At 39.8% G+C, this 26928-nt stretch carries 24 protein-coding genes and 1 tRNA gene; 22 read left to right on the top strand and 3 right to left on the bottom strand.

The window, feature by feature from the left end; all coding sequences use genetic code 11:
* The first annotated feature begins 50 nt into the window (after positions 1-50).
* The 4 genes from DY200_RS04900 to tcdA all read left to right on the top strand — a co-directional run bounded on the left by DY200_RS04900 (position 51) and on the right by tcdA (position 7423).
* Positions 51-1508 (top strand): ATP-binding protein, encoded by a 1458-nt coding sequence (locus DY200_RS04900; protein ID WP_115587134.1) that lies wholly within the window; start codon positions 51-53, stop codon positions 1506-1508.
* A gap of 138 nt (positions 1509-1646) precedes the next feature.
* Positions 1647-4697, top strand: a complete 3051-nt coding sequence (locus DY200_RS04895) for a type I restriction endonuclease subunit R (protein ID WP_115587133.1) — start codon at positions 1647-1649, stop codon at positions 4695-4697.
* Between the two features lie 18 nt (positions 4698-4715).
* The gene (locus DY200_RS04890; protein WP_115587132.1) at positions 4716-6659 is read left to right on the top strand and encodes an ABC transporter ATP-binding protein; all 1944 of its coding nucleotides are present in this window, start codon (positions 4716-4718) and stop codon (positions 6657-6659) included.
* A complete protein-coding gene (tcdA, locus tag DY200_RS04885; protein WP_115587131.1) occupies positions 6659-7423 on the top strand; it encodes a tRNA cyclic N6-threonylcarbamoyladenosine(37) synthase TcdA in 765 nt (254 codons plus the stop codon). The genes DY200_RS04890 and tcdA overlap by 1 nt, the downstream gene beginning before the upstream one ends.
* 78 nt (positions 7424-7501) lie before the next feature.
* Here tcdA and DY200_RS04880 read toward each other — a convergent pair whose 3' ends face one another.
* Positions 7502-7834 (bottom strand): DUF5339 domain-containing protein, encoded by a 333-nt coding sequence (locus tag DY200_RS04880; RefSeq protein WP_005596205.1) that lies wholly within the window; start codon positions 7832-7834, stop codon positions 7502-7504.
* A 455-nt stretch (positions 7835-8289) separates the two neighbouring features.
* Here DY200_RS04880 and DY200_RS04875 point away from each other — a divergent pair, with 455 nt between their 5' ends.
* The 14 genes from DY200_RS04875 to DY200_RS04810 all read left to right on the top strand — a co-directional run bounded on the left by DY200_RS04875 (position 8290) and on the right by DY200_RS04810 (position 20402).
* Entirely contained in the window at positions 8290-9840 is a 1551-nt protein-coding gene (locus DY200_RS04875; RefSeq protein ID WP_115587130.1) for a cytochrome ubiquinol oxidase subunit I, read from the top strand.
* Between the two features lie 13 nt (positions 9841-9853).
* Positions 9854-10990, top strand: coding sequence for a cytochrome d ubiquinol oxidase subunit II (gene cydB / locus DY200_RS04870; protein WP_005603563.1), 1137 nt, complete (start codon positions 9854-9856; stop codon positions 10988-10990).
* A 12-nt stretch (positions 10991-11002) separates the two neighbouring features.
* On the top strand, positions 11003-11101 hold the full coding sequence (locus tag DY200_RS04865) for a CydX/CbdX family cytochrome bd oxidase small subunit (RefSeq protein ID WP_005619000.1): 99 nt from the start codon (positions 11003-11005) through the stop codon (positions 11099-11101).
* Between the two features lie 11 nt (positions 11102-11112).
* Positions 11113-11415: a cyd operon protein YbgE gene (ybgE, locus tag DY200_RS04860; protein WP_115587129.1), complete on the top strand. Its 303-nt coding sequence runs from the start codon at positions 11113-11115 to the stop codon at positions 11413-11415.
* 142 nt (positions 11416-11557) lie between these two features.
* Positions 11558-11947, top strand: coding sequence for a tol-pal system-associated acyl-CoA thioesterase (ybgC, locus tag DY200_RS04855; protein ID WP_115587128.1), 390 nt, complete (start codon positions 11558-11560; stop codon positions 11945-11947).
* Between the two features lie 34 nt (positions 11948-11981).
* Positions 11982-12662: a protein TolQ gene (tolQ, locus tag DY200_RS04850; protein WP_115587127.1), complete on the top strand. Its 681-nt coding sequence runs from the start codon at positions 11982-11984 to the stop codon at positions 12660-12662.
* Positions 12663-12740: 78 nt separating this feature from the next.
* Positions 12741-13181, top strand: coding sequence for a colicin uptake protein TolR (tolR, locus tag DY200_RS04845; RefSeq protein ID WP_005596213.1), 441 nt, complete (start codon positions 12741-12743; stop codon positions 13179-13181).
* A gap of 15 nt (positions 13182-13196) precedes the next feature.
* Entirely contained in the window at positions 13197-14519 is a 1323-nt protein-coding gene (gene tolA, locus DY200_RS04840; RefSeq protein ID WP_115587126.1) for a cell envelope integrity protein TolA, read from the top strand.
* Positions 14520-14536: 17 nt separating this feature from the next.
* Positions 14537-15817: a Tol-Pal system beta propeller repeat protein TolB gene (gene tolB, locus DY200_RS04835; protein WP_005596216.1), complete on the top strand. Its 1281-nt coding sequence runs from the start codon at positions 14537-14539 to the stop codon at positions 15815-15817.
* Positions 15818-15843: 26 nt separating this feature from the next.
* A complete protein-coding gene (gene pal, locus DY200_RS04830) occupies positions 15844-16302 on the top strand; it encodes a peptidoglycan-associated lipoprotein Pal (RefSeq protein WP_005596217.1) in 459 nt (152 codons plus the stop codon).
* A 96-nt stretch (positions 16303-16398) separates the two neighbouring features.
* Positions 16399-17286 carry a DMT family transporter gene (locus tag DY200_RS04825; protein ID WP_244924180.1) on the top strand — a complete coding sequence of 296 codons (888 nt, stop codon included), beginning with the start codon at positions 16399-16401 and terminating at the stop codon, positions 17284-17286.
* Positions 17287-17365: 79 nt separating this feature from the next.
* Positions 17366-18226 (top strand): co-chaperone DjlA, encoded by an 861-nt coding sequence (djlA, locus tag DY200_RS04820; protein ID WP_005596219.1) that lies wholly within the window; start codon positions 17366-17368, stop codon positions 18224-18226.
* An 83-nt stretch (positions 18227-18309) separates the two neighbouring features.
* Positions 18310-19272, top strand: coding sequence for a tRNA dihydrouridine(16) synthase DusC (gene dusC / locus DY200_RS04815; RefSeq protein ID WP_115587124.1), 963 nt, complete (start codon positions 18310-18312; stop codon positions 19270-19272).
* Positions 19273-19355: 83 nt separating this feature from the next.
* Positions 19356-20402, top strand: coding sequence for a YcjF family protein (locus DY200_RS04810; protein ID WP_115587123.1), 1047 nt, complete (start codon positions 19356-19358; stop codon positions 20400-20402).
* A 199-nt stretch (positions 20403-20601) separates the two neighbouring features.
* Here DY200_RS04810 and DY200_RS04805 read toward each other — a convergent pair whose 3' ends face one another.
* Positions 20602-22518, bottom strand: coding sequence for an ABC transporter ATP-binding protein (locus DY200_RS04805; protein WP_115587122.1), 1917 nt, complete (start codon positions 22516-22518; stop codon positions 20602-20604).
* A 160-nt stretch (positions 22519-22678) separates the two neighbouring features.
* Here DY200_RS04805 and DY200_RS04800 point away from each other — a divergent pair, with 160 nt between their 5' ends.
* The 4 genes from DY200_RS04800 (at position 22679) to DY200_RS04785 (ending at position 25267) form a co-directional block, all read left to right on the top strand.
* The gene (locus DY200_RS04800) at positions 22679-22921 is read left to right on the top strand and encodes a hypothetical protein (RefSeq protein WP_115587121.1); all 243 of its coding nucleotides are present in this window, start codon (positions 22679-22681) and stop codon (positions 22919-22921) included.
* Positions 22922-23099: 178 nt separating this feature from the next.
* Positions 23100-24341, top strand: a complete 1242-nt coding sequence (gene moeA, locus DY200_RS04795) for a molybdopterin molybdotransferase MoeA (protein ID WP_115587120.1) — start codon at positions 23100-23102, stop codon at positions 24339-24341.
* 9 nt (positions 24342-24350) lie between these two features.
* Entirely contained in the window at positions 24351-25097 is a 747-nt protein-coding gene (gene moeB, locus DY200_RS04790; RefSeq protein WP_115587119.1) for a molybdopterin-synthase adenylyltransferase MoeB, read from the top strand.
* 94 nt (positions 25098-25191) lie between these two features.
* Positions 25192-25267: transfer RNA gene (locus DY200_RS04785), tRNA-Asn, on the top strand.
* A gap of 144 nt (positions 25268-25411) precedes the next feature.
* On the opposite strand, the gene ppx is transcribed toward DY200_RS04785, so the two are convergent.
* Positions 25412-26926 carry an exopolyphosphatase gene (gene ppx, locus DY200_RS04780; RefSeq protein WP_115587118.1) on the bottom strand — a complete coding sequence of 505 codons (1515 nt, stop codon included), beginning with the start codon at positions 26924-26926 and terminating at the stop codon, positions 25412-25414.
* Positions 26927-26928 lie beyond the last annotated feature (2 nt).

The raw sequence follows: 26928 nt of genomic DNA, 5'->3' as shown, positions 1-26928 counted from the left end.
AATTTATTTTTGCTAAGCAAGATTTGAGAGAAAATAAGCAAGGAAAAAAGATGGAATCTATATCAAAAATTAACAGTATCGTGACTAAGGATTACTTAGTGACACAGCCAGAAAATCAGTATTTTGAGCGTAAAGGGTTGGGTGAAAAAGATATTAAACCCACTAAAATTGCCGAAGAGTTAATCGGTATGTTGAATGCTGATGGTGGAATTTTAGCTTTTGGCGTATCAGATGCAGGAGAGATACAAGATTTACGCCAGATTGCAGATAAATTAGATGATTATCGTAAGCTCGTTTTTGATTTTATTAAGCCGCCTTGCCATATTCAGTTGGAAGAAATTGAAATAGATGAAAAACTTATTTTTCTATTTCACGTTGAGCAAGATTTAGAGCGTATTTATTGTCGTAAAGATAACGAAAAATTTTATTTGCGTGTTGCTGATAGCAATAGAGAGCTTAATCAAGAGCAAATTAAAAAGTTGGAATATGATAAAAATATTCGTTTATTTGAAGATGAAGTCATTGTTGATTTTGATATGGATGATCTTGATCAAGAATTGCTACAAACCTATAAAGAGAAGGTAAATTTCACAAAAGGTGATGTATTTCAGTTATTGTATAATCGTAATTTAGTATCTAAAAAAGAGGGTGAATATCAGCTTAAAAAATCTGCAATTTTACTCTTTTGTAAAAATCCTGAACGTTATATTCCTTCGGCTTCCGTCCGTTATATTCGTTATGATGGAATGATTGCAAAGGTGGGGACAGAGCATAATGTCATTAAAGATCAACGTTTTGAAAATAATATTCCTAAACTGATTGACGAAGTGGCTTATTTTTTACGAGCTTCGTTGAGAGATTATTATTTTTTAGATATTGAAACAGGTAAATTTAGGAAAGTCCCTGAATATCCCGAAGAGGCGTGGTTAGAAGGTGTGGTAAATGCTTTATGTCATCGTTCTTATAATGTTTCTGGTAATGCCATTTATATTAAACATTTTGATGACAGGCTAGAAATTAGCAATAGCGGTCCATTACCTGCACAAGTAACGATTGAAAATATTAAAACGGAGCGTTTTGCAAGAAATCCTAGAATTGCAAGGGCTTTGGAGGATTTTGGTTATGTTCGCCAACTAAATGAGGGTGTTTCTCGAATTTATGAGTCAATGGAAAAATCAATGCTCACTCAACCAGAGTACCGAGAACAAAATGGTAATGTCTATTTAACATTGAGAAATCGGATCAGGTTACACGAGAAAACTATATCAACGGAACTTATGGTTCTTATTGAAGAAAATTGGTTAGCTTACAATGAAACACAAAGAAAAATTCTTACTTATCTATTTTTAAATAATGTGGCAACATTAACCGAGTTAGTTGAACATACAAATATTAATGCTAACTCAATACGAGCTTATTTAAATAGTTTTATTGACAGTCGTATTATTGAGCGCCATAGCTTAAAACAGCGTGATGTCAATGCAACATATACGTTTAAAAAGGGTTAAGCAAGTTCTAACACATTTTAAGCAAGTTTAGCATTAAGTGATAACTTTTTGAAAAATAATTGTTTTTATGTATTAAGCAAGATTTAAAAGAAAATAAGCAAGTTTTTATTTTTCTTTCCAGTATCAGGTATAGGCAAAATGATTGAAACCACCTCCATTACCGAAACCAATAAATTTATCGTTTTAGATAAATACGAGCGATTAGAGCAAGGCTCAAGCTACCAAACTGAAAGCGATTTGGAGTGTGAATTTATTGCGGATTTACAAAATCAAGGTTATGAATATCGTACGGATTTAAATAGCCAAGAAGCGTTATTACAAAATGTAAGAAAACAATTAGAAACGCTCAATAATGTGCAATTTTTAGATTCGGAATGGCAACGTTTTTTAACGGAATATTTGGATAAGCCGTCTGAAAATATCATTGATAAAACCCGTAAAATTCATCACGACCATATTTATGATTTTGTGTTTGATAATGGGCGGATTCAAAATATTTATTTGGTGGATAAAAAGCAGATTGCTCGCAATAAAGTGCAGGTGATTAACCAATTTGAGCAGACTAGCACGCACGCTAATCGCTATGATGTGACGATTTTGGTTAATGGTTTACCGTTGGTGCAAATTGAGTTGAAAAAGCGTGGTGTGGCAATTCGTGAGGCGTTTAACCAAATTCATCGCTATAGCAAAGAAAGTTTTAATTCTGAACATTCGTTATTTAAATTTTTGCAAATTTTTGTGATTTCAAACGGCACGGATACACGTTATTTTGCCAACACCACTAAGCGTAATAAAAACAGCTTTGATTTCACAATGAATTGGGCGAGATCGGATAATACGCTAATTAAAGATCTGAAAGATTTTACTGCAACATTTTTCCAGAAAAATACCTTGCTCAATGTGTTGCTAACTTATTCGGTGTTTGATGTCAGTGATACACTTTTGATTATGCGTCCCTATCAAATTGCAGCAACGGAGCGAATTTTATGGAAAATTCGCAGTTCACATTTGGCGAATAATTGGTGTAATACGGAGAGTGGTGGCTATGTTTGGCATACGACAGGGTCAGGAAAAACGCTGACCAGCTTTAAGGCGGCTCGCCTTGCTACTGAATTAGATTTTATTGATAAAGTATTTTTCGTGGTGGATAGAAAAGATTTGGACTATCAGACGATGAAAGAATACCAACGTTTTTCGCCTGATAGTGTGAATGGTTCAGACGGCACCGCAGGGCTAAAAGCCAATATTGAAAAAGATGACAATAAAATCATCGTAACCACCATTCAAAAATTAAATAACTTGATGAAAAGTGAAGATAAATTGGCGATTTATCAACAGCCAGTTGTCTTTATTTTTGACGAATGCCACCGCTCACAGTTTGGCGAAGCTCAGAAAAATCTGCATAAGAAATTCAAAAAATTCTGCCAGTTTGGTTTTACAGGCACGCCAATTTTTCCTGAAAATGCGTTAGGAACTGAAACAACCGCGAGTGTATTTGGGCGAGAGTTGCATTCTTATGTGATTACCGATGCGATTCGAGATGAAAAAGTGCTGAAATTTAAGGTTGATTATAATGATGTTCGCCCGAAATTCCGTGATATTGAAACTGAGCAAAATCTTGATAAATTAACCGCACTTGAAACCAAAGAAGCGTTATTGCACCCAGAACGTATTAAGGAAATTACTCAATATATTTTGAGTCATTTCAAGCAAAAAACGCACCGCTTGAATGCAACAGGTAAGGGATTTAACGCAATGTTTGCAGTCAGCAGTGTAGATGCGGCAAAACATTATTACGAGCAATTCAAATTACAGCAACAAGCGGTTAAAAATCCGCTAAAAGTTGCAACGATTTTCTCTTTTGCGGCAAATGAAGAGCAAAATGCGATTGGTGAAATTGAAGATGAAGGCTTTGAACCAACGGCAATGAACAGTTCGGCAAAAGAATTTTTGGAACTTGCGATCAAGGATTATAACCAAATGTTCCGCACTAATTTTGGCGTGGATAGCAAAGCGTTTCAAAATTACTACCGTGATTTATCAAAACGAGTTAAGAATCAAGAAGTTGATTTGCTAATTGTGGTGGGAATGTTCTTAACAGGTTTTGATGCACCAACATTGAATACGTTGTTTGTGGATAAAAACTTGCGTTATCACGGCTTGATGCAGGCTTTTTCTCGTACGAACCGCATTTTTGATGCAACCAAAACATTTGGTAACATTGTTACCTTTCGTGATTTGGAGCAAGCAACGATTGATGCAATCACTTTATTTGGTGATACAAATACACGTAATGTTGTGCTTGAGCGAAGCTACCAAGACCATATGCATGGTTATGAAGATTCGTCAGGCAAGAAACATCGTGGTTATTTAGAGGTCGTTAAAGAATTACAAGAAAAATTCCCAGAACCAAATAATCTTAAAACAGAAGAAGATAAGAAGGCATTTACTAAGTTGTTTGGTGAGTATTTACGCTTAGAAAATGTGCTACAAAATTATGATGAGTTTCACGAATTAGTTAAATCAGGACAAGATAATCAGGTTTGTGAAACACCAGCTACTTATGGTAGCAATGCAGTAGAAACGCTTACGGAGCGTCAAGTTCAAGATTATCGTTCAGCTTATAACGATATTCGAGATTGGCAACGACGTGAGCGTAATAGTGACGAATCAAAATCTTCTGTTGATTGGAGCGATGTTATTTTCGAGGTTGATTTACTAAAATCACAAGAAATTAACCTAGATTATATCCTTGAACTGATTTTTGAACATAATAAGAAAATCAAGAATAAAGATGCCTTAGTGGAAGAAATTCGCCGAATGATTCGTTCAAGTATTGGGAATCGAGCGAAAGAAAGTTTGGTGGTAGATTTTATTCATCAAACGGATTTGAACAGTATTCCTGATAAAGCAAGCGTGATAGAAGCCTTTTTCCAATTTGCTCAAAAAGAGCAAAAAAGAGAAGCGGAAGAACTGATTCAAACCGAAAAATTAAACAAAGAAGCTGCAAAACGTTATATTAGTAGCTCACTAAAACGCGAATATGCCAGTGAAAATGGCACAGATTTAGTGAGCATGTTACCAAAAATGAGCCCTCTAGATCCTAAACGCCATAAGAAAAAAGAAACGGTTTTCCAAAAAATTGTTTCATTTATTGAGAAGTTTAAGGGTGTAGGTGGAAGTATTTAATTTAGAATTAGGATAAAAATGGCACTACTAAATTTATCCAATGCCTATTTAGGTTTTGGCGATCATCCGTTATTGGATCATACGGAATTACATATTGAACCGGGCGAGCGTGTTTGTTTGGTTGGACGCAACGGGGCGGGTAAGTCCACGCTGATGAAAGTGTTAGCGGGCGAAGTTCAATTAGATGACGGTAAGCTGATTTTTGAAAAAGATATTGTGGTGACACGCCTTGAGCAAGATCCGCCTCGTCATATTCAAGATACGGTATTTGATTATGTAGCGGAAGGGATTGCGCATCTTAGCGACTTATTAAAGCAATATCACCACATTTCGCAACAAATGCAGACGGATTATAGCGATGAGCTATTATCAAAATTATCGAATGTACAGGCGCAGCTTGAGCATAATAACGGTTGGCAGTTTGAGAATCGTATTCAAGATACTCTTAAATTATTGGAGTTAGATCCGGATAAACGTTTATGCGAATTATCCGGCGGTTGGGTTCGCCGTGCGGCATTAGCTCGTGCATTGGTAGCGGATCCGGATATTTTGTTATTAGATGAACCGACCAACCATTTGGACGTGGAAGCAATTACTTGGCTTGAGGATTTATTGCTCAATTTCAAAGGCTCGCTCATCTTTATTTCACACGATCGTTCGTTTATCCGTAAGATGGCAACTCGCATTGTCGATCTTGACCGAGGTAAGCTAGTTTCTTATCCAAGTAATTACGATGTGTATTTAGAAACTAAAGCGGAAGATTTGCGTGTTGAAGCATTACAAAATGAGCTGTTTGATAAAAAATTAGCACAAGAAGAAGTGTGGATTCGTCAAGGTATCAAAGCTCGCCGTACTCGTAATGAAGGCCGTGTGCGAGCATTAAAAGCCTTACGTGAAGAACGTCGTAATCGCCGAGAAGTACAGGGAACCGCTAAAATTCAAATCGATCAAACCGCACGTTCCGGCAAAATCGTATTTGAAATGGAAAATGCAAGTTATGAAATTGAAGGCAAAACCTTGCTGAAAAATTTCACAACCACAATTCAACGAGGCGATAAGATTGCGTTAGTTGGGGCGAACGGCTGCGGTAAAACCACCTTTATCAAATTATTATTAGGTGAGTTGCAACCGACTTCAGGCTCAATTCGTTGCGGAACAAAACTTGAAGTAGCTTACTTCGACCAATATCGGGCGGATCTCGATCTTGAGAAAACGGTAATGGATAACGTGGCGGACGGTAAACAAGATGTAGAAGTAAACGGGGTAAAACGCCACGTGTTAGGTTATCTACAAGATTTCTTGTTCCCGCCCAAACGCGCGATGACTCCGGTGAAAGCGTTATCGGGCGGTGAGCGTAATCGTTTATTGCTAGCTAAATTATTGCTAAAACCAAATAACTTGTTGATTCTGGACGAACCGACCAATGATTTAGACGTTGAAACCCTTGAGTTATTGGAAGAATTATTGGCGGATTATCAAGGCACATTGCTGATTGTGAGTCACGACCGTCAATTTATCGACAATACCGTAACGGAATGTTATTTCTTTGAAGGTAATGGCGTTCTGAATAAGTATGTAGGTGGTTATTTTGATGCGAAGCAGCAACAAGAAAATTACCATGCTACTATTGCACAAAATCAGCCGAACAAGCGGTCAAATTCTGCAGAAAATTTGCAAAAAACAGAAGAAAAACAACCGCTTGTAGCGAAGTCGGAACCGGCTAAAAAAGTAAAACTTTCTTATAAAGAGCAAAGAGAACTTGAAGAGTTGCCAGCCAAAATGGAAGCCCTAGAAGCGGAAATGGAAAGTTTGCAGGCAGAAGTAAATAGTGCGGACTTTTTCAGTAAAGAGCCAAGCTATACGCAAGCACAGCTACAAAAATTGGCAGATGCGGAAATGGCATTAGAAGCCGCTTTTGAGCGTTGGGAAGCGTTAGAAAATATCAAAAATGGGAATTCGTAATGGCGAGAGTGGATAATTATGAACAACGTTTTAGCGGAATCGGACGACTTTATACGCCGGAAGGTTTAGCAAAATTACGTCAGTCACATATTTGTGTGATTGGGATTGGCGGTGTCGGTTCGTGGGCGGTGGAAGCGCTGGCTCGTTCGGGGATCGGTAAAATTACTATGATTGATATGGACGATATTTGCGTAACTAATATCAACCGCCAAATTCATGCGATGACCGGTACGATTGCTCAATTAAAAACCGAAGCGATGAAAGAACGTATTGAACGGATTAATCCTGAATGTGTGGTAGAAATTATTGATGATTTTATTACACCTGAGAATATCCCCGAATATCTGAATCGTGGTTATGATTATGTGATTGATGCGATTGATTCGGTCAAAACTAAAGCGGCTCTGATTGCCTATTGCAAACGTAACAAAATTAAAATGGTTACTACCGGCGGTGCGGGCGGTCAGATCGATCCGACCCAAATTCAAATTACCGATTTAAGTAAAACGATTCAAGATCCGTTGGCGTCTAAAGTGCGCTCGTTATTGCGTAAGGAATATAACTTTAGTCAAAATCCAAAGCGTAAGTTTGGTATTGATTGTGTTTTCTCAACGCAACCGCTCATCTTTCCGAAAATGGGCGAGGGCTGTGAGGTATCGGCAACGATGAATTGCGCAAACGGTTTCGGTGCGGTAACGATGGTAACCGCAACTTTCGGCTTTTTTGCGGTAAGTAGAGTGATTGACAAGTTATTGAAATCGTAATAAGCGGTCGGATTTTATTAAAGTTTTGGAAAATAAAAGCCTCTGAAAAATCTTCAGAGGCTTTTATATAAATGAATATTAATGTTTTTGTTTCAAAGTATTAAGTGCGGTCAAACCTTTATTACAACTTTTTTCTTGCATTTCGGTTTCCATTTTTAAGATTTCTTCTTTAGTGGAAGATAACTTATTTTTCATCTTTTGCACTTGGGTATGCGTACCGGGTTGCTTTTCCGCATCCGAAACAAGTTTATGCGCAACACTAAACATTTGTTGGCATTGAGACGGTAAATGTTTACTGACCGAAGGTTTCGCCATAGAAAGTGAAGATGTTTTCATCTCGGCTACAGCATTTTGAATAGTAGAAATAAACATCACACTAACAATACCGGAAGTGATAAATTTTTTTAACATTATGGTTTTACCTTTTTTTGTTATAGATGAAAACTATCATTAAAATAGTAGATATCTTTTCGATTATATCAGATAGGAAATAAAAGTCATCCTAAAATGTGATACTTATTGATCTTTTTGGATCTCTTTATTTGATTTATGTCAATTTTTATGTCCGAGTAAATTTTGAATATTTGAACGAATAAGAATTTTAATAAAGAAAAATAAACATTTTTTTAAACAAAAATATTCAATATTTTAACAAGTAGTAAAACTTTTATCCGAAATGTGATTGATGTAACAAATTGGCTATTTTTAAATTTTAAATTTAAGGTTAGAATAGCAAACGGATTCTAAAAAAATTAAATACCTATTTGGTATTAGGTATTTGTTTTAGGTCAAAATTCTGTTGGGTGATTATTTGTTGTTCTAAATAATCAATAATAATAAATATTGTACTTTATAAGAGGTCTGAGATGTTAGACGTTGTTGAACTCTCTCGCTTGCAGTTTGCTTTAACTGCTCTCTATCACTTCTTATTCGTGCCGTTAACATTAGGTCTTTCTTTTGTTCTTGTAGTAATGGAAACTCTTTATGTAACGACAGGAAAAGAAGTTTATAAAGATATGACTAAATTCTGGGGTAAGTTATTCGGTATTAACTTTGCCTTAGGGGTAACGACTGGTATTACGATGGAATTCCAGTTTGGTATGAACTGGTCATATTATTCTCACTATGTAGGTGACATCTTTGGTGCTCCGTTAGCAATCGAAGGCTTAATGGCGTTCTTCTTAGAATCAACCTTCATCGGTTTATTCTTCTTCGGTTGGGATCGTTTATCTAAAGGTAAACACTTATTAGCGACTTATGCAGTGGCATTCGGTTCTAACTTATCCGCTTTATGGATCCTTGTGGCAAACGGTTGGATGCAAAATCCGGTCGGTTCAGAGTTTAACTTCGAAACAATGCGAATGGAGCTTGTGAGCTTCTCCGAGCTTGTATTAAATCCGGTAACGCAATCTAAATTCTTACATACGGTAACGGCAGGTTATACTTGCGGTGCGGTATTCGTGTTAGGTATTAGCGCTTACTATATTTTAAAAGGTCAAGATCTCGGTTTCGCAAAACGATCATTCTCTGTCGGTGCAAGTTTCGGTTTAGTCGCTATTATTGCCGTAGCTATTATGGGTGACGAATCCGGTTATGAAATCGGTAAAGCTCAACCGACTAAGTTAGCTGCAATGGAAGGTGAGTTTGAAACTCAACCGGCTCCGGCTGCATGGAACGTAGTTGTACTTCCGAATACGGCGGAAATGAAAAACGAGTTCTCAATCCATATTCCGTATATGGCGGGTATTATTGCAACACGTTCTTTTGATACCGAAATTAAAGGTTTAAAAGACATTCGTGCAATCAACGAACAACGTGTTCGTACTGGTATCCAAGCCTATGCATTACTCGAAAAATTACGTACGGGTAATTATACGGCAGAAGATAAAGCGGCATTCCAAGCGGTTCAAAAAGATCTAGGTTTTGGGTTATTGCTTAAACAATATACGCCGAATGTGATTGATGCGACCGAAGAACAAATTCAAAAAGCGGCGGCAAGTACGATTCCTAACGTAGGTCCTACGTTCTGGGCATTCCGTATTATGATGGCGTCAGGCGGATTAATGCTTCTCTTAATCGGTTTCGCATTCTTCCAAAATATGCGCGGTACGGTTGGTAAAAACCGTTTATTCCTAAAAGCAATGTTGTGGGGTATTCCGCTTCCGTGGATTGCGATTGAATCCGGTTGGTTCTTAGCCGAATACGGTCGTCAGCCGTGGGCAATTTATGAAATGTTACCGACAGGCGTATCTAATTCTGCATTAACTACAACGGATCTTTGGATCGCTATCGGCTTGTTATGCGGTTTATATACACTATTCCTTGTAGTTGAAATGTACTTAATGTTCAAATACGGCAGACTTGGTCCTAGCGCACTAAAAACAGGTCGTTACCATTTTGAACAATCTGCGAAATAATAAGGAGTGAACAATGATCGATTATGAAATTCTCCGCTTTATTTGGTGGATTCTTATTGTCGTACTACTAATCGGTTTTGCGGTTACTGACGGCTTCGATATGGGTGTATTAACATTATTGCCGGTAATCGGTAAAAGTAATGTTGAACGTCGAGTAATGATCAATACTATTGCGCCTCACTGGGACGGTAACCAAGTATGGTTATTAACTGCCGGCGGTGCAATCTTTGCCGCATGGCCGACGGTTTATGCAACATCGTTTTCCGGTTTCTTCTTAGCAATGATTTTAGTACTTGCCGCACTTTTCTTCCGTCCGGTAGGTTTTGAGTATCGTGCTAAAATTGATAGCCCGAAATGGCGTAATGCTTGGGACTGGGGATTATTTATCGGTGGTTTTGTTCCGTCGTTAATTTTCGGTGTAGCATTCGGTAATCTATTACAAGGCGTACCGTTCGAATTTAATAATATTAACCAAGTGGTATATACCGGCTCGTTCTTCGGTTTATTAAATCCGTTCGCATTATTATGCGGTGTAGTAAGTTTAATGATGCTGACTACACAAGGTGCGACATGGTTACAAATGAAAACTACAGGTGATCTTCGTAATCGTGCGAGAGCAACGGCACAATTAACGGCAGCGATTGTATTAGTGGCATTCGTATTAGCCGGTGTTTGGTTATCATTTAAAGACGGTTTTGTGATTACAAGCGATTTAGATCACAATGCACAATCTTTCCTAACCAATAAAACGGTAGCGGTTGAAAGTGCGGCATGGTTTAGAAACTTTGCTGAAATGCCGGTATTATGGGTAGTTCCTGCATTAGCGGTAGTAGGTGCATTACTAACGATCGTTGCTTCTAAAGCGAATCGTTCCGGTTTTGCATTCTTCTCTTCATCAATTATGCTTGTTGGTGTAATCACGACTGCGGCAGTATCAATGTTCCCATTCATTATGCCGTCAATTTCTCATCCGGAAATGAGTTTAACGGTTTGGGATTCAACAGCTAGTCAATATACATTAATGGTAATGTTAGTTGTTGCGTGTATTTTTGTGCCTTTAGTATTAGCTTATACTACGTGGTCATATTTCAAAATGTATGGTCGCTTAGATGCTAAATACTTAGAAGATAACAAAGCAAGCGCATACTAAGGAGATAAACAGATGTTTTATGTAACTTGGGTATTAGGCGTTTTACTTGCGATTCTTTTTGCCACGGTAATTACTGTTAGCATTGAGAAAACAGGCAAATTTGACGAATAAGGTTATAGTGAATGATTCATTCGCTCTATGACATAACAAGAAAGGGCTGGTTAAAGGCCCTTTCTTTCATATTGGCTTGTGTTATGTTTGTAATGATTATGATGAATTCAAATCTATTTGCACAACATTTTGGCGGCCATGCGGTATATCGAGCTATTATCACTTTTTATGGTATGGCAATCCTGTGGATTCATGGCATTGGCTTTGAAATCAGACATTCGTTTTGGAAAACGGTTTTCCTTCCTCTGGTAGGCTACTTAATTGTTTTTAGTTCGTTAGTATATTTAATTTCTTTACGATTATATGGGCAATAAGCCCATATTATTCTATTATTTTCTTTTCAAAAAATATTTTCATTTTCCTATTGCACAACGATTTTTCTCTCTCTAAAATAGTCTGCAATTTACGCCTAATTTTTGGGCGTTTTTCATTTTGGCGAATTTTTTTGGAAGCATCATGAATTTCCCAATTAGAGTGTATTACGAAGATACGGATGCGGGTGGTGTTGTTTACCATGCAAATTACGTTTGTTTCTTCGAACGCGCACGTACCGAATTTTTACGTCAAGCCGGTTTTTCTCAACAAGAATTATTAAGTAAGTCATTTGCCTTTGTGGTTAAAAAGTTAGAAGTCGATTATAAAGTGCCGGCTCGACTTGATGATTTACTGAATGTTGAAACGACTGTGCTTGACTTAAAAAAAGCAACAATTGTTTTTCAGCAACAAGTATGGAAAGACGATATTTGTTTAAGCTCGGCTATCGTTACTGTTGCCAGTGTTGATTTAACCAAAATGAAGCCTGTAGCCATTCCTGCCGAGATCAGGCAAGCTCTACAAGCGGTCTAATTTTTAGCAAATTATTTACTTGGAGTTTTACTAAATGGAAACTGAATTTAATCTTGTCTCGTTATTTATGCAGGCAAGTATCGTGGTTAAAATTGTTATCTTAATTTTAATCAGCTTTTCAATTTTATCTTGGGCTGTGATTATTCAATGCAGCAGAGTATTAACGGAAGCGAAGAAAAACGCTTTGGCATTTGAAAATAAATTCTGGTCGGGTGAAGATCTACATCGTTTACATGAAGGCTTAGAAAATCGTCGTGACGGTTTAAACGGTTCCGAACAAATTTTCTATGCCGGTTTTAAAGAATATATGCGTTTACAACAAGTAAACCCGGATGCGCCTGAAGCAACGATGAAAGGCTCTAGCCGAGCAATGAATTTGGCACTTAATCGTGAAGTGGAAAATTTAGAAAGTTATATTCCGTTCTTAGGTACGGTAGGCTCGATTAGTCCGTATATCGGTTTATTCGGTACCGTATGGGGTATTATGCACTCGTTTATGGGATTAAGCGCGGTAAAACAAGCGACATTACAATCGGTTGCGCCGGGGATCGCGGAAGCGCTTATTGCAACGGCAATCGGTTTATTTGCCGCGATCCCTGCCGTTATGGCGTATAACCGTTTAAGCTTACGTGTAAATAAATTAGAGCAAGATTACGCAAACTTTATCGATGAGTTTACGACGATCTTACATCGTCAAGCATTCTCTAAGAAATAAAAGCGCTTGTTGAGTAATCATAAGTAGATCCGAATATATGTTCGGATCTTATATCCCACTAATATATAAGAGGAAAATATGTCTTACCGTCGTAAACGTAATGACATTAAATCTGAAATCAATATTGTCCCTTTTTTGGACGTATTGCTTGTGCTATTGCTTATCTTTATGGCAACGGCTCCGGTCATCAGCCAAAGTGTTGAGGTTAATCTACCGGAAGATAAGCATAGTCAATCGGTATCTAATGAAGATAAAACTCCCGTCATTTTACAAGTTGCCGATGTCGGTTTATATAAACTGAAAATTGACGGTAACTTTGTTCAAGGCAGTAGCGGTCAAGAAGATCTCGGCGAGCAAGAAGTTATAGCATATGCCGGAGAGGCATTTCAAAAAGACCCTAATACACTCTTCCTTGTCGCTGCGGAAAAAAATATTCCTTATGAAGAAGTGATTAAAGGAATCGTACTTTTAAAAGATGCGGGTATTAAGAACGCAGGGTTAATGACCCAGGGCAAATAGTAGCAAGGATTATGTGTGAAACCTAAAAACGACAGACTGGAACTGGCGGTTATAGTTTCAATTCTATTACATGCATTGTTGATCGGATTGCTTATACTCGGTTCATTTTTTACGAAAACTACGTTGGAAGAAGCTGCCGGCGGTAGCGGTGGAACCGGAGAAGAATTTGAAGCGGTGATGGTTGATACCGGGCAGGTTGCTGCCGAGTATGGGCGTTTAAAATCCGATAAAAAGGGTAATGCTAAACCGAAGGTAGAGGAAAAAGAAGAGCCGAAACCAGAGGAAATAGTAGAGGACGAACCTACACCTCAAGAAATTGCCGAAGAACAGGCGAAAGAACAACAACGCATTGCAATGATTGAAGAGCAGAAAAAGCAAGAAGAGCAACGCAAAGAAGAACAGCGTAAAAAGGCTGAAGAAAAACGTCAGCAAGAGATTGAAAAGCAAGAACAACTTAAAAAAGAGCAAGCGGAAGAAGCTACACGTAAGAAAGCTGCCGAAGCCGCTCGTTTAAAAGCTGAAGCGGAAGCTAAGAATTTAGAAGCTGCGGCAAAAGCGGCGGAAGAAGAGAAAAAGGCAAAAGAAGCTCAGAAAAAACTTGAACAGCAAAAGAAACTTGAAGAGCAAAAACAAGCTGAGAAAGAAGCGAAATTAAAAGCTGAAAAAGAGGCTAAAGAAAAAGCTGAAAAAGAGGCTAAAGAAAAGGCTGAAAAAGAAGCTAAAGCTAAGGCTGAGAAAGAGGCTAAAGAAAAAGCGGAAAAAGAAGCGAAATTAAAAGCTGAAAAAGAGGCTAAAGAAAAGGCTGAAAAAGAAGCGAAACTAAAAGCTGAGAAAGATGCGAAGGCTAAAGCTGAGAAAGAAGCTAAAGCGAAGGCGGCGGCAGAAGCGAAAGCCAAAGAAGCGGATGCGGCGGCTAAGGCTGCTCAAGCTAAGAATAACAAAGCGCTTGATGATTTCTTAAGCGGCGGCGATATTGGCGGCGGTTCCAGCAAGGGCGGCAATAAAAATACGGCGGGTTCTCAAGGAAACGGTAATGCTAAGGGAATAGGAGACGGAAGAGGTAGCGCCGATACGGGATATGCTCAGTTAATTAAGAAAAAATTAGCGCGAACCTATCGTGTAGATCCGAGTTTCAGCGGGCGTGAATGCCAAGTCAAGATCTTTATTGATCCGGCAGGTAATATTACTAACCACCAAGTATTATCGGGTCCTGACGACATTTGTCGTGCTGCAGTAACGGCGATTACTTCGGCAAGAAATGTTCCGAGAGCGCCAAATGAAGAGACTTATAACAAATATAAATCTCCGATTATTAAATTCGGTTTAAAAGTTTTATAACAACCAAGAGGTTAAAAATGAAATTAAAATCTCGTTTTACGAGTATTATCGGCGTTATCACCCTCTTTTTCAGCCAAACGGTAACGGCTGAATCAGATGTAGTAATTTCTGTTGATGAAGGTGTAAGTATGGCGCAACCTATTGCGGTTGTTCCTTTTAAAGCAAACGGCGGTGTGCCGGCTGACGTAGGACAAATTATTGCCGACGACTTACGTAATAGCGGCAAGTTTACTCCCGTAGAACGTTCTAAATTACCTGCACAGCCGGGTTCTGCTGCGGAAGTAAATTCACAACAATGGACGGATATCGGTGTCGATTCGGTTGTTGTAGGGCAAGTGACGCCAACCGGCGGCGGTTACAATGTTGCTTATCAGTTAGTAGATACGTTAAGTAATCCGGCAACCGTACTGGCTCAAGGAGCATTTAACGTACCTGCGGCGCAAATTCGTCAAGGTGCGCATACGGTAAGTGACCAAGTATTTGAGAAAATTACACAAATTCGAGGCGCATTCAGAACAAAAATTGCATATGTAGTGCAACGTGGTGTATCATCATACGAATTGAGAGTATCCGATTACGACGGTTATAATGCGTTCACGGTTGTGAAGAGTAAAGAGCCGTTGATGTCGCCAGAATGGTCTCCGGACGGTAGTCGTTTAGCTTATGTAACATTTGAAAATAAAAAGGCACAAGTTGTCGTCCACGATTTACGTTCGGGTTCTCGTCGTGTCGTAGCGGCGTTACGCGGACATAACGGTGCGCCGGCGTTCTCTCCGGACGGTTCTCGTATTGCGTTCGCATCGAATCAAGACGGTGAGTTGGATATCTATGTTGTCGGTGCGAATGGCGGTAAACCGTCGAAATTGACTGCAAATGCGGGTAATAATACCGAACCGAGTTGGTCTCCGGACGGAAGTACGATTTACTTCACTTCGGATCGTGCAGGTTCTCCGCAAGTATATAGAATGGGTTCATCAGGTGGCGGCGCAAGCCCTATGGGCGGTAGCGGTAGCTATAACGCTAAAGTATCCTCTGATGGTAAGAATTTAATCATGATTGCCGGTGATAAAGTAGTAAAACGCGATCTCGCTTCGGGTGGCACGGAAGTATTGAGTTCAACGTTCTTAGATGAAAGTCCAAGTATTTCGCCAAATGGTATTATGGTTATTTATAGCTCTACCAAAGGTACGAGCAAAGTGCTACAATTGGTGTCCGCAGATGGCCGTTTCAAAGCTAACTTGCCGGGAGCAGGTGGACAATTTAAGTTTCCTGCTTGGTCACCGTATTTGACTAAATAAAATAAAATTCTTTTTAGGAGCAACAAATGAAAAAACTAGCTAAAGTATTGATGATTGCGGCACCAGCATTCGTATTAGCAGCTTGCAGCAGCTCATCAGACAATGCTAACGCAAATGCTAACGCAAACGCAGGTCAATTCGGCGGTATGACTGCTGAAGACTTACAAACTCGTTACAACACTGTGTACTTCGGTTTCGATAGCTACGCAGTTGAAGGTGAGTACCAACAACTTTTAGATGCACATGCTGCATACTTAACATCTGCAAACGGTAAAGTAACTGTTGCTGGTCACGCTGACGAACGTGGTACTCCAGAGTACAACATCGCATTAGGTCAACGTCGTGCAGACGCAGTTAAAAACTACTTAGCAACTAAAGGTGCTAACCAAGTTTCAACTGTTTCTTACGGTGAAGAAAAACCGGCTGTGTTAGGTCACACTGAAGCTGACTACGCTAAAAACCGTCGTGCAGTATTAGAATACTAATTTGTATTTAGTTACTGAATAGACAATGAAGCCCTGATTTTTCAGGGCTTTATTTCTTTATAAGCGGTTAAATTTTCACATTTATCTGTAATTATAATGATAAATTTTTGGAATCATATTTCCCCGTTAATGAAGGGAATTATTTGTATTTTATTATCGGCGTTAGGCTTTTCTCTGATGGCGCTTTTTATGCGTTTAGCCGGAGAACTGCCGTTAGCAGAGAAAGCGATTTTCCGTAACGCAATCACGGCATTGATTAGCGGTTACGTTATTTGGCGAAATAAACAATCGTTTTTAGGCCAAGCGGAAAACAGAACGTTATTATTACTGCGTTCTATTACCGGATTGCTTGGTATTTTATGCGGCGTTTATATTATCGATCACTTAGTATTAAGCGATGTAGATATGATCGGCAAGCTCACTTCTTTTATTTTAATCGTCTTTTCAGCCGTTTTTCTAAAGGAAAAAGCTTCTTACGTACAATGGGGATTGTGTTTGTCGGCATTTGTCGGTGCGCTATTTATTATTAAACCGGCATTTGAGATAAAGTTTTTCCCTTATGTCATCGGGATAATCGGTGCGGTTTTTGCGGCATTGGCTTATCTTTGCTTACGTCTTCTCGGTAAAAGAGCTAAACCTGAAACCTCAAATACGATCGTTTTTTTCTTTTCCGCATTTTCCACTATCGTATTATTACCCTTTGTTTTTTTAGATTTCGTCCCCATAACTGCAATTCAATTTAATTATTTACTATTATCCGGAATCACCGCAACCGTCGGACAGTTTTGTGTGACATTGGCATATAAATATGCGGCGGCTAAAGATATTTCCATTTATAGTTATGCTTCGGTATTATTCAGCGCGTTTCTTGGCGCAACTATATTTGAACAATTTCCGGACGGTTGGAGTGTTTTGGGCTATTTAATTATCTTTAGCTCAGGTTTTCTGATGTTTATGTTCACGCGAACAAAGAGAAAGATTTAATTATTTTTTCAGCTTTTTAAGCTAAAATATTATCACTTGTAGTGAATATTCTTTTTATGAATGGAAATTAAGGAATCATATGCAATTTATTGGAAAAATTATCGGTTTTTTTATCGGGTATAAGTTGTTCGGCGGTATTTTCGGCGGTTTACTCGGCGTATTTATCGGACATTTGGCGGATAAGAAACTTTATGAATTAGGTTCGGTTCGTTCGTCAATTTTCGGTAAGAATTTGACTCGTCAATCCTTATTTACCCAAACGACCTTTGCGGTATTAGGGCATATTGCGAAAGCAAAAGGCAGAGTAACGGAAGACGATATTCATTTAGCTCGTTTGCTTATGGCTCGCCTTAAATTGGATGCGAATGCACAGCAACTTGCTCAACAAGCGTTTACACTGGGTAAAGAAGCGGATTTCCCGTTACGCCAAGTGATTCAAGAGTTTAGAGAGGCTTGCGGTCAGCGTGCCGATTTATTGCGTTTCTTTGTTGAAGTACAAATGCAAGCGGCGTTACAAGACGGGCAGTTAGATTCAAATGAGCAGCAGATTCTATTTACCATTGCCGAAACAATGGGAATGAGTCGTTTCCAATTTGAACAAATGATTGCAATGGTAATGGCGGCGCAACAATTCCGTTCCGGCGGTTTTTATCAACAATCTCAACAACAAAGCGGTTCATATCATCAATCTCAGGGCAATTACGGCGGCTACCGCCCAAGTGGCCCGAATGTTAAAGATGCCTACACGGTATTAGGCGTGACGGAAAACGATGATCAAAATACGGTTAAACGTGCGTATCGTAAGTTAATGAACGAACATCACCCGGATAAATTGGCGGCGAAAGGTTTACCGGATGAAATGATGGAATTAGCGAAAGAAAAAGCACAGCAAATTCAGGCGGCTTACGATTTGATTTGTAAGACGAAAGGTTGGAAATAATAAAAACATCTCAAGCGGTCGTTTTTGGTAAAATTTTGCAAAAATCGACCGCTTACTTTTTGAATCGAATAAGTAAAAATTGAATGATAAATAATATACCCAAAGTGATTTTAGCACCGATGCAAGGTGTGCTTGATCCTTTTGTCCGTAAATTACTCACTGCCGTAAATGATTACGATCTCTGTATTTCCGAATTTGTACGAGTGGTGGATCAAAAATTGCCGAAGAAAGCGTTTTATCGCCTTGCCCCTGAATTGTTGCAAGGCGGTTTAACCGATTCGGGAACGCCTGTGAGAGTGCAGCTATTGGGGCAACATCCGCAATGGCTGGCGGAGAATGCCCGCTTGGCGATAGAGTTGGGATCGCAGGGAGTGGATTTGAATTGCGGTTGTCCGTCTAAAACGGTAAACGGCAGTAATGGCGGCGCATCATTGCTAAAAGATCCGGATTTGATTTATCGAGCAACCAAAGCAATGCGAGAAGCGGTTCCACAGGATCAGATCGTTTCGGTGAAAGTTCGTTTGGGCTGGGATTCGGCAGATCAATGTTTTGAGATCGCCGATGCGGTGGCACAAGGCGGCGCAAATGAAATTACCGTACACGGTCGCACCAAACAAGACGGCTATCGAGTAGAACGTATTAATTGGCAGGCAATCGGCGAAATCCAAAAACGCCTTTCGATTCCTGTGATTGCCAATGGCGAAATCTGGGATTTTGAATCGGCAAAAAACTGTCAAAATACGACCGCTTGTTCGAGCCTTATGATTGGACGAGGCGCATTAAACACACCGAACCTCAGCCGAGTGGTGAAATTTAATCAGCCTAAAATGCCATGGAATGAAGTGCTGCAATTACTGTTTCAATATGTGAATATGGAAAATGAGCATGACTCTGGTTTTTACCATGTTGCACGTATCAAGCAATGGCTGCATTATTTAGACAAAGAATATCCGGAAGCGAAAGATTTATTCCAAATACTCAAAACAGAGCACGGCTATGACGGTCTAAAAGCACATATTGAACGAGCGGTAAATCAAGGGATTTAACAATAGGGTTTTAACCACGGAAAACACAGAATACACGGAAAAGGCTGTGAGTGTATTCCGTGGTTAATTGAAAAGAGAAAACGATGAAGAAACAAATATTTAGTGAGCAAGAGGTCACAACAGAGCAGCAATTTGTCGCCAAGCAAGAGTTTGAAGCTTCGGAAGATATTCAAATTGAAGAGGAATATCAAGAAGTTGAGGCGGAATTAATTGTGGAAGAAAGCCTGAAACCATCGCGTTTTTGGGTAAGAGTATTACTGTTTGCGTTGGGATTGTTTAGCGTAGCCGTGATTGCACAAAGCGTACAATGGCTGATTGACACCTTCCAAGCTCGTCAATGGATTTATTTTGCTTTTGCGATTGTGTTCGCCTTAATCAGTTTAACCGGTGTGGTTGCGATTATCGGTGAATGGCGGAAGTTAGTTTTTTTACGTCATCATCAGCAACAACAGCAAGTAAGCGAACAATTACTTTTAGAAGAACTTTCAACGACAAGCGGTGAAAAAGCGGTAAGTTTTTGCAATGAGGTTGTGGCGAATTTAAAAAATGTGCCGAGCGTACAACATTCGCAACAACGCTGGCAAAGCCAATTAAATGAGGCTTACAATGCAAAAGAAGTGCTTTACCTATTTAGTGAAACAGTGCTCACACCGCTTGATAAGCAAGTGAAAAGAATGATTTCAAAAAGTGCGACTGAAAACGCGCTGATTGTGGCGGTTAGCCCGTTAGCTGTGGTGGATGTGTTGATGGTCGCTTGGCGAAATATTGCGTTGGTCAATAAAATTAGCAAAACCTACGGTATGCAATTAGGTTATTTCAGCCGTTTGAAATTATTCAAAATGGTATTAACAAATATGGTGTTTGCCGGTGCAACCGAAGTGGTAAGCGATGTCGGTATGGAATTTTTCTCGCAGAATCTAACCGCTAAACTTTCACTGCGTGCCGCACAAGGGATTGGGGTTGGCTTATTAACCGCAAGATTAGGCATTAAAGCGATGGAGTTTTGCCGTCCGGTTGCTTTCCAAGCAGGCGAAAAACCGAAACTTTCTGCCATTCGCCAACAATTATTAACTTCGGTTAAAAACACGATTTTTGCGAAAACTGAAGAAAAGGTGAGTGAGAAAGTATAGATATTCTGTGACGTAGTGTTTTAATTACCACGGAATACACGGAGAACATAGAAAAGAAAATAAGCGGTAGGATTTGCAAAAAAAGTTGCAAATCCTACCGCTTGTTATTTGGAATTTCCAGCCCTAGCGGAGCTGAACTATACTTAACCTGAAAGGCTTTGCCGTGCTAGGACTTCAGAAATGCGCCAAGGAAACAGAATTAACTAAGTAATGTCTCAAGCTGTTCTTGGCAGTCCAGCCATTCCATTTCGATTTCTTCAACGGCTTTTTTCGCTTCGATTTGCTTCGCGAGCGTTTCGGTTAGTTGCGCTTTATTTTCCGCTTCATAGATCTCGCTTGACGCCAGTAGTACTTCGAGTTGATTTAGCTTTTCACTCGCTTTTTCAAGATCTTTCTCTAGCTGGGTGATCTTTTTACGTAACGGTGCGGTTTGTTGGCGTAACTCTGCCTCTAAACGCTTCTGCTCCTTACGATTTGCCGCACTGTTATCCGCTTTTTCTTCCGTACAAGCGGTCGAATTGGCCGAATTTTTTGCAGCTTCAAGCGCATTTTGTTCGTTTAGCCATTTTTGGTAATCATCCAGATCGCCTTTGAATTCTTCCACTTTTTTATCATGCACCAGATAAAATTCATTCACCGTGCTACGCAATAAATGACGATCGTGCGAAACCACTACCAGTGAACCTTCATAATAAGTGAGCGCATCGGTGAGTGCCTGACGCATTTCCAGATCTAAATGGTTGGTCGGTTCGTCCAGCAACAGTAAATTCGGGCGTTGCCATACGATTAACGCTAACACTAAACGGGCTTTTTCCCCGCCGGAAAACGAGCCGACGTTTTGTTTCACTTTATCGCCTTTAAAATCAAAGCCGCCTAAATAATTGCGTACTTCTTGTTCCGTTAATTCCGGCGCAATTTTTTGTAAATGCCATAACGGGCTTTCATCAAAGCGTAACGTATCTACTTGATGTTGAGCGAAATAACCTAATTGCACTCCCTTAGCTAATTCAATATGCCCTGTTTGCGGAGCTAATTCGCCGGCGAGTAATTTAATCAGCGTGGATTTACCCGCACCGTTTCGCCCGAGTAAACCGATACGTGAGCCGGGGACTAAATTCAACTTAACCGATTCCAAAATGGTTTTGTTACCATAACCTGCACTGGCTTTTTCCATCATTAATAACGGGCTTGGCAAAGCGAGCGGCGGACGGAATTCAAATTCAAAAGGACTATCGGCATAAGCCGGTGCAATCAGTTCCATCTTTTCCAACGCTTTGATACGGCTCTGTGCCTGTTTCGCTTTGGTTGCTTTGGCTTTAAAGCGGTCGATAAAACTCTGTAAATGCGCAACTTTACGCTGTTGCTGTGCGTAAGCGGCATTTTGTTGCGAGATCTTAGTTGTACGCTGAATTTCAAATGAGGTGTAGTTACCGGTGTAATCATTCAGCTGCTGATTTTCGATATGAATCACACGATCAATAATCGGATCAAGAAAATCTCGGTCATGGGAGATTAATAATAGCGTGCCACGATAATTGGTCAGCCATTTCTCCAACCAAATTACCGCATCTAAATCCAAATGGTTAGTCGGTTCATCGAGGAGTAATAAATCAGAACGGCAGATCAGCGCTTGCGCTAAATTCAAACGCATACGCCAACCACCCGAGAACGATTTCACCGGTACGGAAAGTTGTTCGTTAGAGAAGCCTAAGCCGTTTAATAAAGTTGCTGCACGGGCTTGAATCGTCCATGCGTCAATCGTATCCAGTTGGGTATGAATCATCGCAATTTGGTTGCCGTTGTTTTCTTGATTGGCTTTTTCCAGCTGGTTCATCAAACCGGTATATTCGCGATCGCCTTGAATCACATAATCCAATGCGGAAATTTCCAGTGCAGGCGTTTCTTGATTTACCCAAGAAATCGCCCAGTTTTTCGGCAGAGAAACATCGCCGCCTTCCGGTTGTAATTCACCTTTCACTAAAGCGAAAAGTGAAGATTTACCACAACCGTTTTTGCCGACCAGCCCAACTTTTTGCCCAGTATGAATGGTAGCGGAGGTATTTTCTAAAAGGACGGATTGTCCACGTTTTAAGATAAGATCAGTGAAAAAAATCATTATAAGCGGTCTGTTTTGATGAGAAGTTTACAAAATTCGGTTATTTTACCTTATTTTATACCGTTTGTGAGTTTTGCGATTTTGATCGCAAAAGAGATCTGAAATACTGGCATTTTATTCATCTTCTTTTTACATTTGCCACGATGAAAAAGGAGAAATTATGTGGAATTTATTTTGTTTTCCAACTAAAAAAGAAACGATAGAGGCTTGGGCGAAAATGTTGGAGGACTTTGCTAAAGTTTCAATTATTGCTTTGCCGGTGGTATTCTTCGGCAAAGAAGGTTTGATCTTTAAGGCTTTTGGTATTGGAGGCTTGATTTTGATTGCTTATTGTAGTCTAATCATTGCTAAATATACTCGTGAGAAAATGAGTGAACTAATCTTTAAGGAGGAAAATGTATGAATGTAGAAATGATTATTTTTTTATATTTAATGGCATTCGCTCTGATTGCTTTCGGTTATAAATTGAAAAAAACAGTAGAGAAAATCGAAAAGCGACAATCTAATCAGCATTAATCAACTAAAGGGCGTATTTACGCCCTTTGTCGTTTTATAAATTTTTAAGGTACTAAAAAAGAGTTATGGCATTACTTCCTTTATCCGAAGCGTTAGCCAATATGTTGGCACGCTTACCTTCCCCGACTAAAATCGAAAACTTACCGCTTAATCAATGTGCCAATCGTATTGTAGCGGAAGATATTTTTTCCCCGATTAATGTACCCAGTTTCGATAATTCGGCAATGGACGGCTATGCGTTTCGTTTAGCGGATCTTGCTCAATTTGAACGTTTAACCGTTGCTGGCAAATCTTTTGCCGGCAATCCATTTACCGGCGAAGTGAAAGCCGGCGAATGTATTCGCATTATGACTGGTGCAATGGTACCGGCAGATTGTGATGTAGTGGTGATGCAAGAAGAAGCGGAAGTAGAGACTCTTACAAGCGGTCAAATTTCAGTGAAATTTTGCAAAGCGCCAAAACTCGGGCAAAACATTCGCCGCATCGGTGAAGATGTAAAACAAGGCGCATTAGTATTGGCGAAAGGCAGTTTATTAAACGTAACCACTCTGCCATTATTAGCTTCGTTAGGTATTGCGAGCGTGTCGGTGTTCAGCCGTTTAAAAGTGGCGATTCTTTCCACCGGCGATGAACTGACTTCGGTTGGTGAGCCGCTTGAGCAAGGCAAAATTTATGATACCAACCGTTTTGCGGTGCGTTTAATGTTAGAAAAACTGAATTGTGAGATTTTAGATTTTGGTATTTTACCGGACGATCCCGCAGTGTTTGAACAAACATTCACTCAAGCGCAACAGCAAGCGGACGTATTAATTACCAGCGGCGGTGTGTCGGTAGGCGAAGCGGATTTCACTAAAGACGTGTTAGAAAAACTGGGCGAAATCGGCTTTTGGAAAATTGCGATGAAACCGGGCAAACCGTTCGCTTTTGGGAAATTGCAACACGCGTGGTTCTTCGGTTTACCGGGAAATCCGGTTTCCGCGTTAGTGACCTTTTACCAACTGGTGCAACCGGCGTTAGCCAAATTAGCCGGTGTTAATCAAGAGCGTATTGCAAATCTTACTCAAAATTTAACCGCTATTGCCGATACGAATTTGAAAAAAGCGGTAGGTCGCCAAGATTTCCAACGTGGCTTCTATTATGTGAATGAGCAAGGCGAAGTCGCGGTACGTCCGGTCGGTTCGCAAGGCTCGCATATTTTCAGTGCTTTTTATGAAAGCAATTGCTTTATTGTGTTGGATGCGGAACGAGGCGATGTGAATGCCGGTGAAAAAGTGACGATTCAGCCGTTTAACAGTTTATTGAGATAGTGAGTGAATATGGAACTTAGCGATCAGGAAATGTTACGCTATAACCGTCAAATTATTTTAAAAAGTGTTGATTTTGACGGGCAAGAAAAACTAAAAGCCAGCCGAGTATTAATTGTCGGTTTGGGTGGTTTGGGCTGTAGTGCGGCGCAATATTTAGCTTCTGCCGGCATCGGGCATTTGATCTTGGTTGATTTTGATAAAGTCTCATTATCCAATTTACAACGCCAAATTTTGCATACGGATGCCAATATCGGTCAGCCTAAAGTGGAATCGGCAAAAATGCGTTTAAGCCAAATCAATCCGCATATTCAGCTTGAGGCGATTAATAAACAATGTAGCGATGCCGAATTTGCCGAGCTGATTGAGCGAGTGGATTTAGTCGTGGATTGCACCGATAACGTCATGGTTAGAAATCAGCTGAATTTGCAATGTTTTGCGCAAAAACGACCGCTTGTTTCCGGATCAGCGATTCGCTTTGAGGGGCAAATTTCAGTATTTACCTATGCTGAAAATGAGCCTTGTTATAACTGTTTGAGTCAATTATTCGGTGACGGCACCTTAAGTTGTGTGGAAGCAGGTGTGATTGCGCCGATTGTCGGCGTAGTCGGCAGTTTGCAGGCGTTGGAAGCGATTAAATTATTGTTGAATATCGGCAAAAGTCTCTCCGGAAAATTATTGATGATTGACGGCTTACATTTTTCGGTAAGGGAAATGAAGCTGCCAAAACTTCAAAATTGTGAGATTTGTTGTGGATAGAAAGGTAATGTTCAAGAATTGAAAAGAATTGACAAGTTAGGTTATAGCGTTTGACGCTAAAACGGTTTAGCGATATTATTTTTTTCCGAAATGTTCCTCCTTAGTTCAGTCGGTAGAACGGTGGACTGTTAATCCATATGTCGCAGGTTCGAGTCCCGCAGGAGGAGCCACTAATTTCCTTTAGTTTTGCTTTTGTTCTTGTTTTATTTGTCTCCTTTTATAAAACAGTGATTCATACCTCCAGAATTAGAACAAAAGAATTTGCCCCGTAGGTTTTCTACGGGGTTTCTTTTTTTCTATGCCTTTCGGATTGACTATCTATAATTAAATTGAATTCCAATCGTTTTTAATGTCATTTGTTCTTCCGCTAAATCATTCAACACTAACGGATTGCGTTCCAGATAATCTTTTTCAAATTCTAATGTCCAATTTTCCCCGCCGTGATTGATGTGTAAAGTATAGTCATCAGTAAATTCCGCCGCTTGACGAGAACGATTGATAATGACGGCTAAGCGCAATAGCACGATTAAGGCAAGCATATCCTTTTTATGGAATGAGCCGTCTTTAGATAAATTTAAAGCTTTGAAAGATTTAATGTGAAAGCGGACTAAATTAACTAAAAGCTGTTTTTGTTCCAGTGAAAAACCGGGTAAATCCAAACTTTTTAGCATATAAGCGGAATGTTTTTGCACTCGGCTATGATTTAGTACTAGTCCGATTTCATGTAATTGGGCGGCGGAGGATAAGATTCGGAGCATTTCGTCGAATTGTTCCGGATGATGCCAACGCTCGTATGCTTTAGCCAATACTTCAGCGGTATGATTGACGCGAGCGGCTTGGGCTCGATCAATTGCAAAGTTTTTCATTAAGCTGTTTACCGTACGTTGGCGGATATCGTCCACTTGAAAACTTTGTTCTAAGCCGTACATTACCCCTTCGCGTAACGCACCGTCGGAATAACGCATTTGCTCGATACCAAAGGTTTCGAATACCGCACTTAAAATAGCCAATCCCGGCAAAAATAAGGCGATGCGATCGTCTTCCAATCCATCGAGCTTAAGTTTATCCAAACTGTCAAATTTTAAGACTTGTTCAATAATTTTTTGCAAATGTTCGGCGGTAATCACATCACTATGGTAATTAGCCTGCACCACTTGACTGACGGCTTTAATCGTACCGGATGAGCCTAATACGGCTTGCCAACCTAAGTTACGGTAATCCCAAGCCAAATCTTCAATTTTTGCTAAAGCGGCTTTTTGTGCTTTCTGAAATTGTTTTTCATTAATTTTGTCGGTTTTAAAGAATGCTTTAGCAAAACTCACACATCCCATATGACGACTTTCACAGCGTAATGGAGTAAAACCATCACCAATAATCATTTCTGTCGAGCCGCCGCCAATATCCACTACCATTTTGCGACCGTTTTCCGGTTGGGTGTGAGAAACGCCCGAATAAATCAATTCGGCTTCTTCTTGACCGGAAATTACTTGAATAGGGAAAGGATAAACCGCTTTGGCGGCTTCTAAAAAATCCTGATTATTAACGGCTGTTCTAAGCGTATAGGTGGCTACAGTACGTACATTTTCAACCGGAATCCCCTGAAGCCGTTCGGCAAATAGTGCTAAGCAATCTACGCCTCGTTGAATTGCGACCTGATTTAAATGATTGTTGTTATCTAAGCCGTTCGCGAGCTGTACACGTTGTTTTAAACGAGATAATACTTGAATTGATCCATTCACAATACGGACAATCATCATATGAAAACTATTGGAACCTAAATCTACGGCAGCAAAGTGTGCTAGGTTTTCAGCCGGTTTTTCTGTGTTCATCA

The organism is Actinobacillus lignieresii, from assembly GCF_900444945.1.
GTDB classification, from domain to species: Bacteria; Pseudomonadota; Gammaproteobacteria; order Enterobacterales; family Pasteurellaceae; genus Actinobacillus; species Actinobacillus lignieresii.
The sequence above is the reverse complement of the archived record's forward strand: the minus strand, read 5'-3'. Positions and strand labels throughout refer to the sequence as shown.

Excerpts from the sequence above, each read along its gene's own strand:
- DY200_RS04900 (WP_115587134.1), top strand. The coding sequence starts at position 51 with ATGGAATCTATATCAAAAATTAACAGTATCGTGACTAAGGATTACTTA.
- DY200_RS04895 (WP_115587133.1), top strand. The coding sequence starts at position 1,647 with ATGATTGAAACCACCTCCATTACCGAAACCAATAAATTTATCGTTTTA.
- DY200_RS04890 (WP_115587132.1), top strand. The coding sequence starts at position 4,716 with ATGGCACTACTAAATTTATCCAATGCCTATTTAGGTTTTGGCGATCAT.
- tcdA (WP_115587131.1), top strand. The coding sequence starts at position 6,659 with ATGGCGAGAGTGGATAATTATGAACAACGTTTTAGCGGAATCGGACGA.
- DY200_RS04880 (WP_005596205.1), bottom strand. The coding sequence starts at position 7,834 with ATGTTAAAAAAATTTATCACTTCCGGTATTGTTAGTGTGATGTTTATT.
- DY200_RS04875 (WP_115587130.1), top strand. The coding sequence starts at position 8,290 with ATGTTAGACGTTGTTGAACTCTCTCGCTTGCAGTTTGCTTTAACTGCT.
- cydB (WP_005603563.1), top strand. The coding sequence starts at position 9,854 with ATGATCGATTATGAAATTCTCCGCTTTATTTGGTGGATTCTTATTGTC.
- DY200_RS04865 (WP_005619000.1), top strand. The coding sequence starts at position 11,003 with ATGTTTTATGTAACTTGGGTATTAGGCGTTTTACTTGCGATTCTTTTT.
- ybgE (WP_115587129.1), top strand. The coding sequence starts at position 11,113 with ATGATTCATTCGCTCTATGACATAACAAGAAAGGGCTGGTTAAAGGCC.
- ybgC (WP_115587128.1), top strand. The coding sequence starts at position 11,558 with ATGAATTTCCCAATTAGAGTGTATTACGAAGATACGGATGCGGGTGGT.
- tolQ (WP_115587127.1), top strand. The coding sequence starts at position 11,982 with ATGGAAACTGAATTTAATCTTGTCTCGTTATTTATGCAGGCAAGTATC.
- tolR (WP_005596213.1), top strand. The coding sequence starts at position 12,741 with ATGTCTTACCGTCGTAAACGTAATGACATTAAATCTGAAATCAATATT.
- tolB (WP_005596216.1), top strand. The coding sequence starts at position 14,537 with ATGAAATTAAAATCTCGTTTTACGAGTATTATCGGCGTTATCACCCTC.
- pal (WP_005596217.1), top strand. The coding sequence starts at position 15,844 with ATGAAAAAACTAGCTAAAGTATTGATGATTGCGGCACCAGCATTCGTA.
- DY200_RS04825 (WP_244924180.1), top strand. The coding sequence starts at position 16,399 with ATGATAAATTTTTGGAATCATATTTCCCCGTTAATGAAGGGAATTATT.
- djlA (WP_005596219.1), top strand. The coding sequence starts at position 17,366 with ATGCAATTTATTGGAAAAATTATCGGTTTTTTTATCGGGTATAAGTTG.
- dusC (WP_115587124.1), top strand. The coding sequence starts at position 18,310 with ATGATAAATAATATACCCAAAGTGATTTTAGCACCGATGCAAGGTGTG.
- DY200_RS04810 (WP_115587123.1), top strand. The coding sequence starts at position 19,356 with ATGAAGAAACAAATATTTAGTGAGCAAGAGGTCACAACAGAGCAGCAA.
- DY200_RS04805 (WP_115587122.1), bottom strand. The coding sequence starts at position 22,518 with ATGATTTTTTTCACTGATCTTATCTTAAAACGTGGACAATCCGTCCTT.
- DY200_RS04800 (WP_115587121.1), top strand. The coding sequence starts at position 22,679 with ATGTGGAATTTATTTTGTTTTCCAACTAAAAAAGAAACGATAGAGGCT.
- moeA (WP_115587120.1), top strand. The coding sequence starts at position 23,100 with ATGGCATTACTTCCTTTATCCGAAGCGTTAGCCAATATGTTGGCACGC.
- moeB (WP_115587119.1), top strand. The coding sequence starts at position 24,351 with ATGGAACTTAGCGATCAGGAAATGTTACGCTATAACCGTCAAATTATT.
- ppx (WP_115587118.1), bottom strand. The coding sequence starts at position 26,926 with ATGAACACAGAAAAACCGGCTGAAAACCTAGCACACTTTGCTGCCGTA.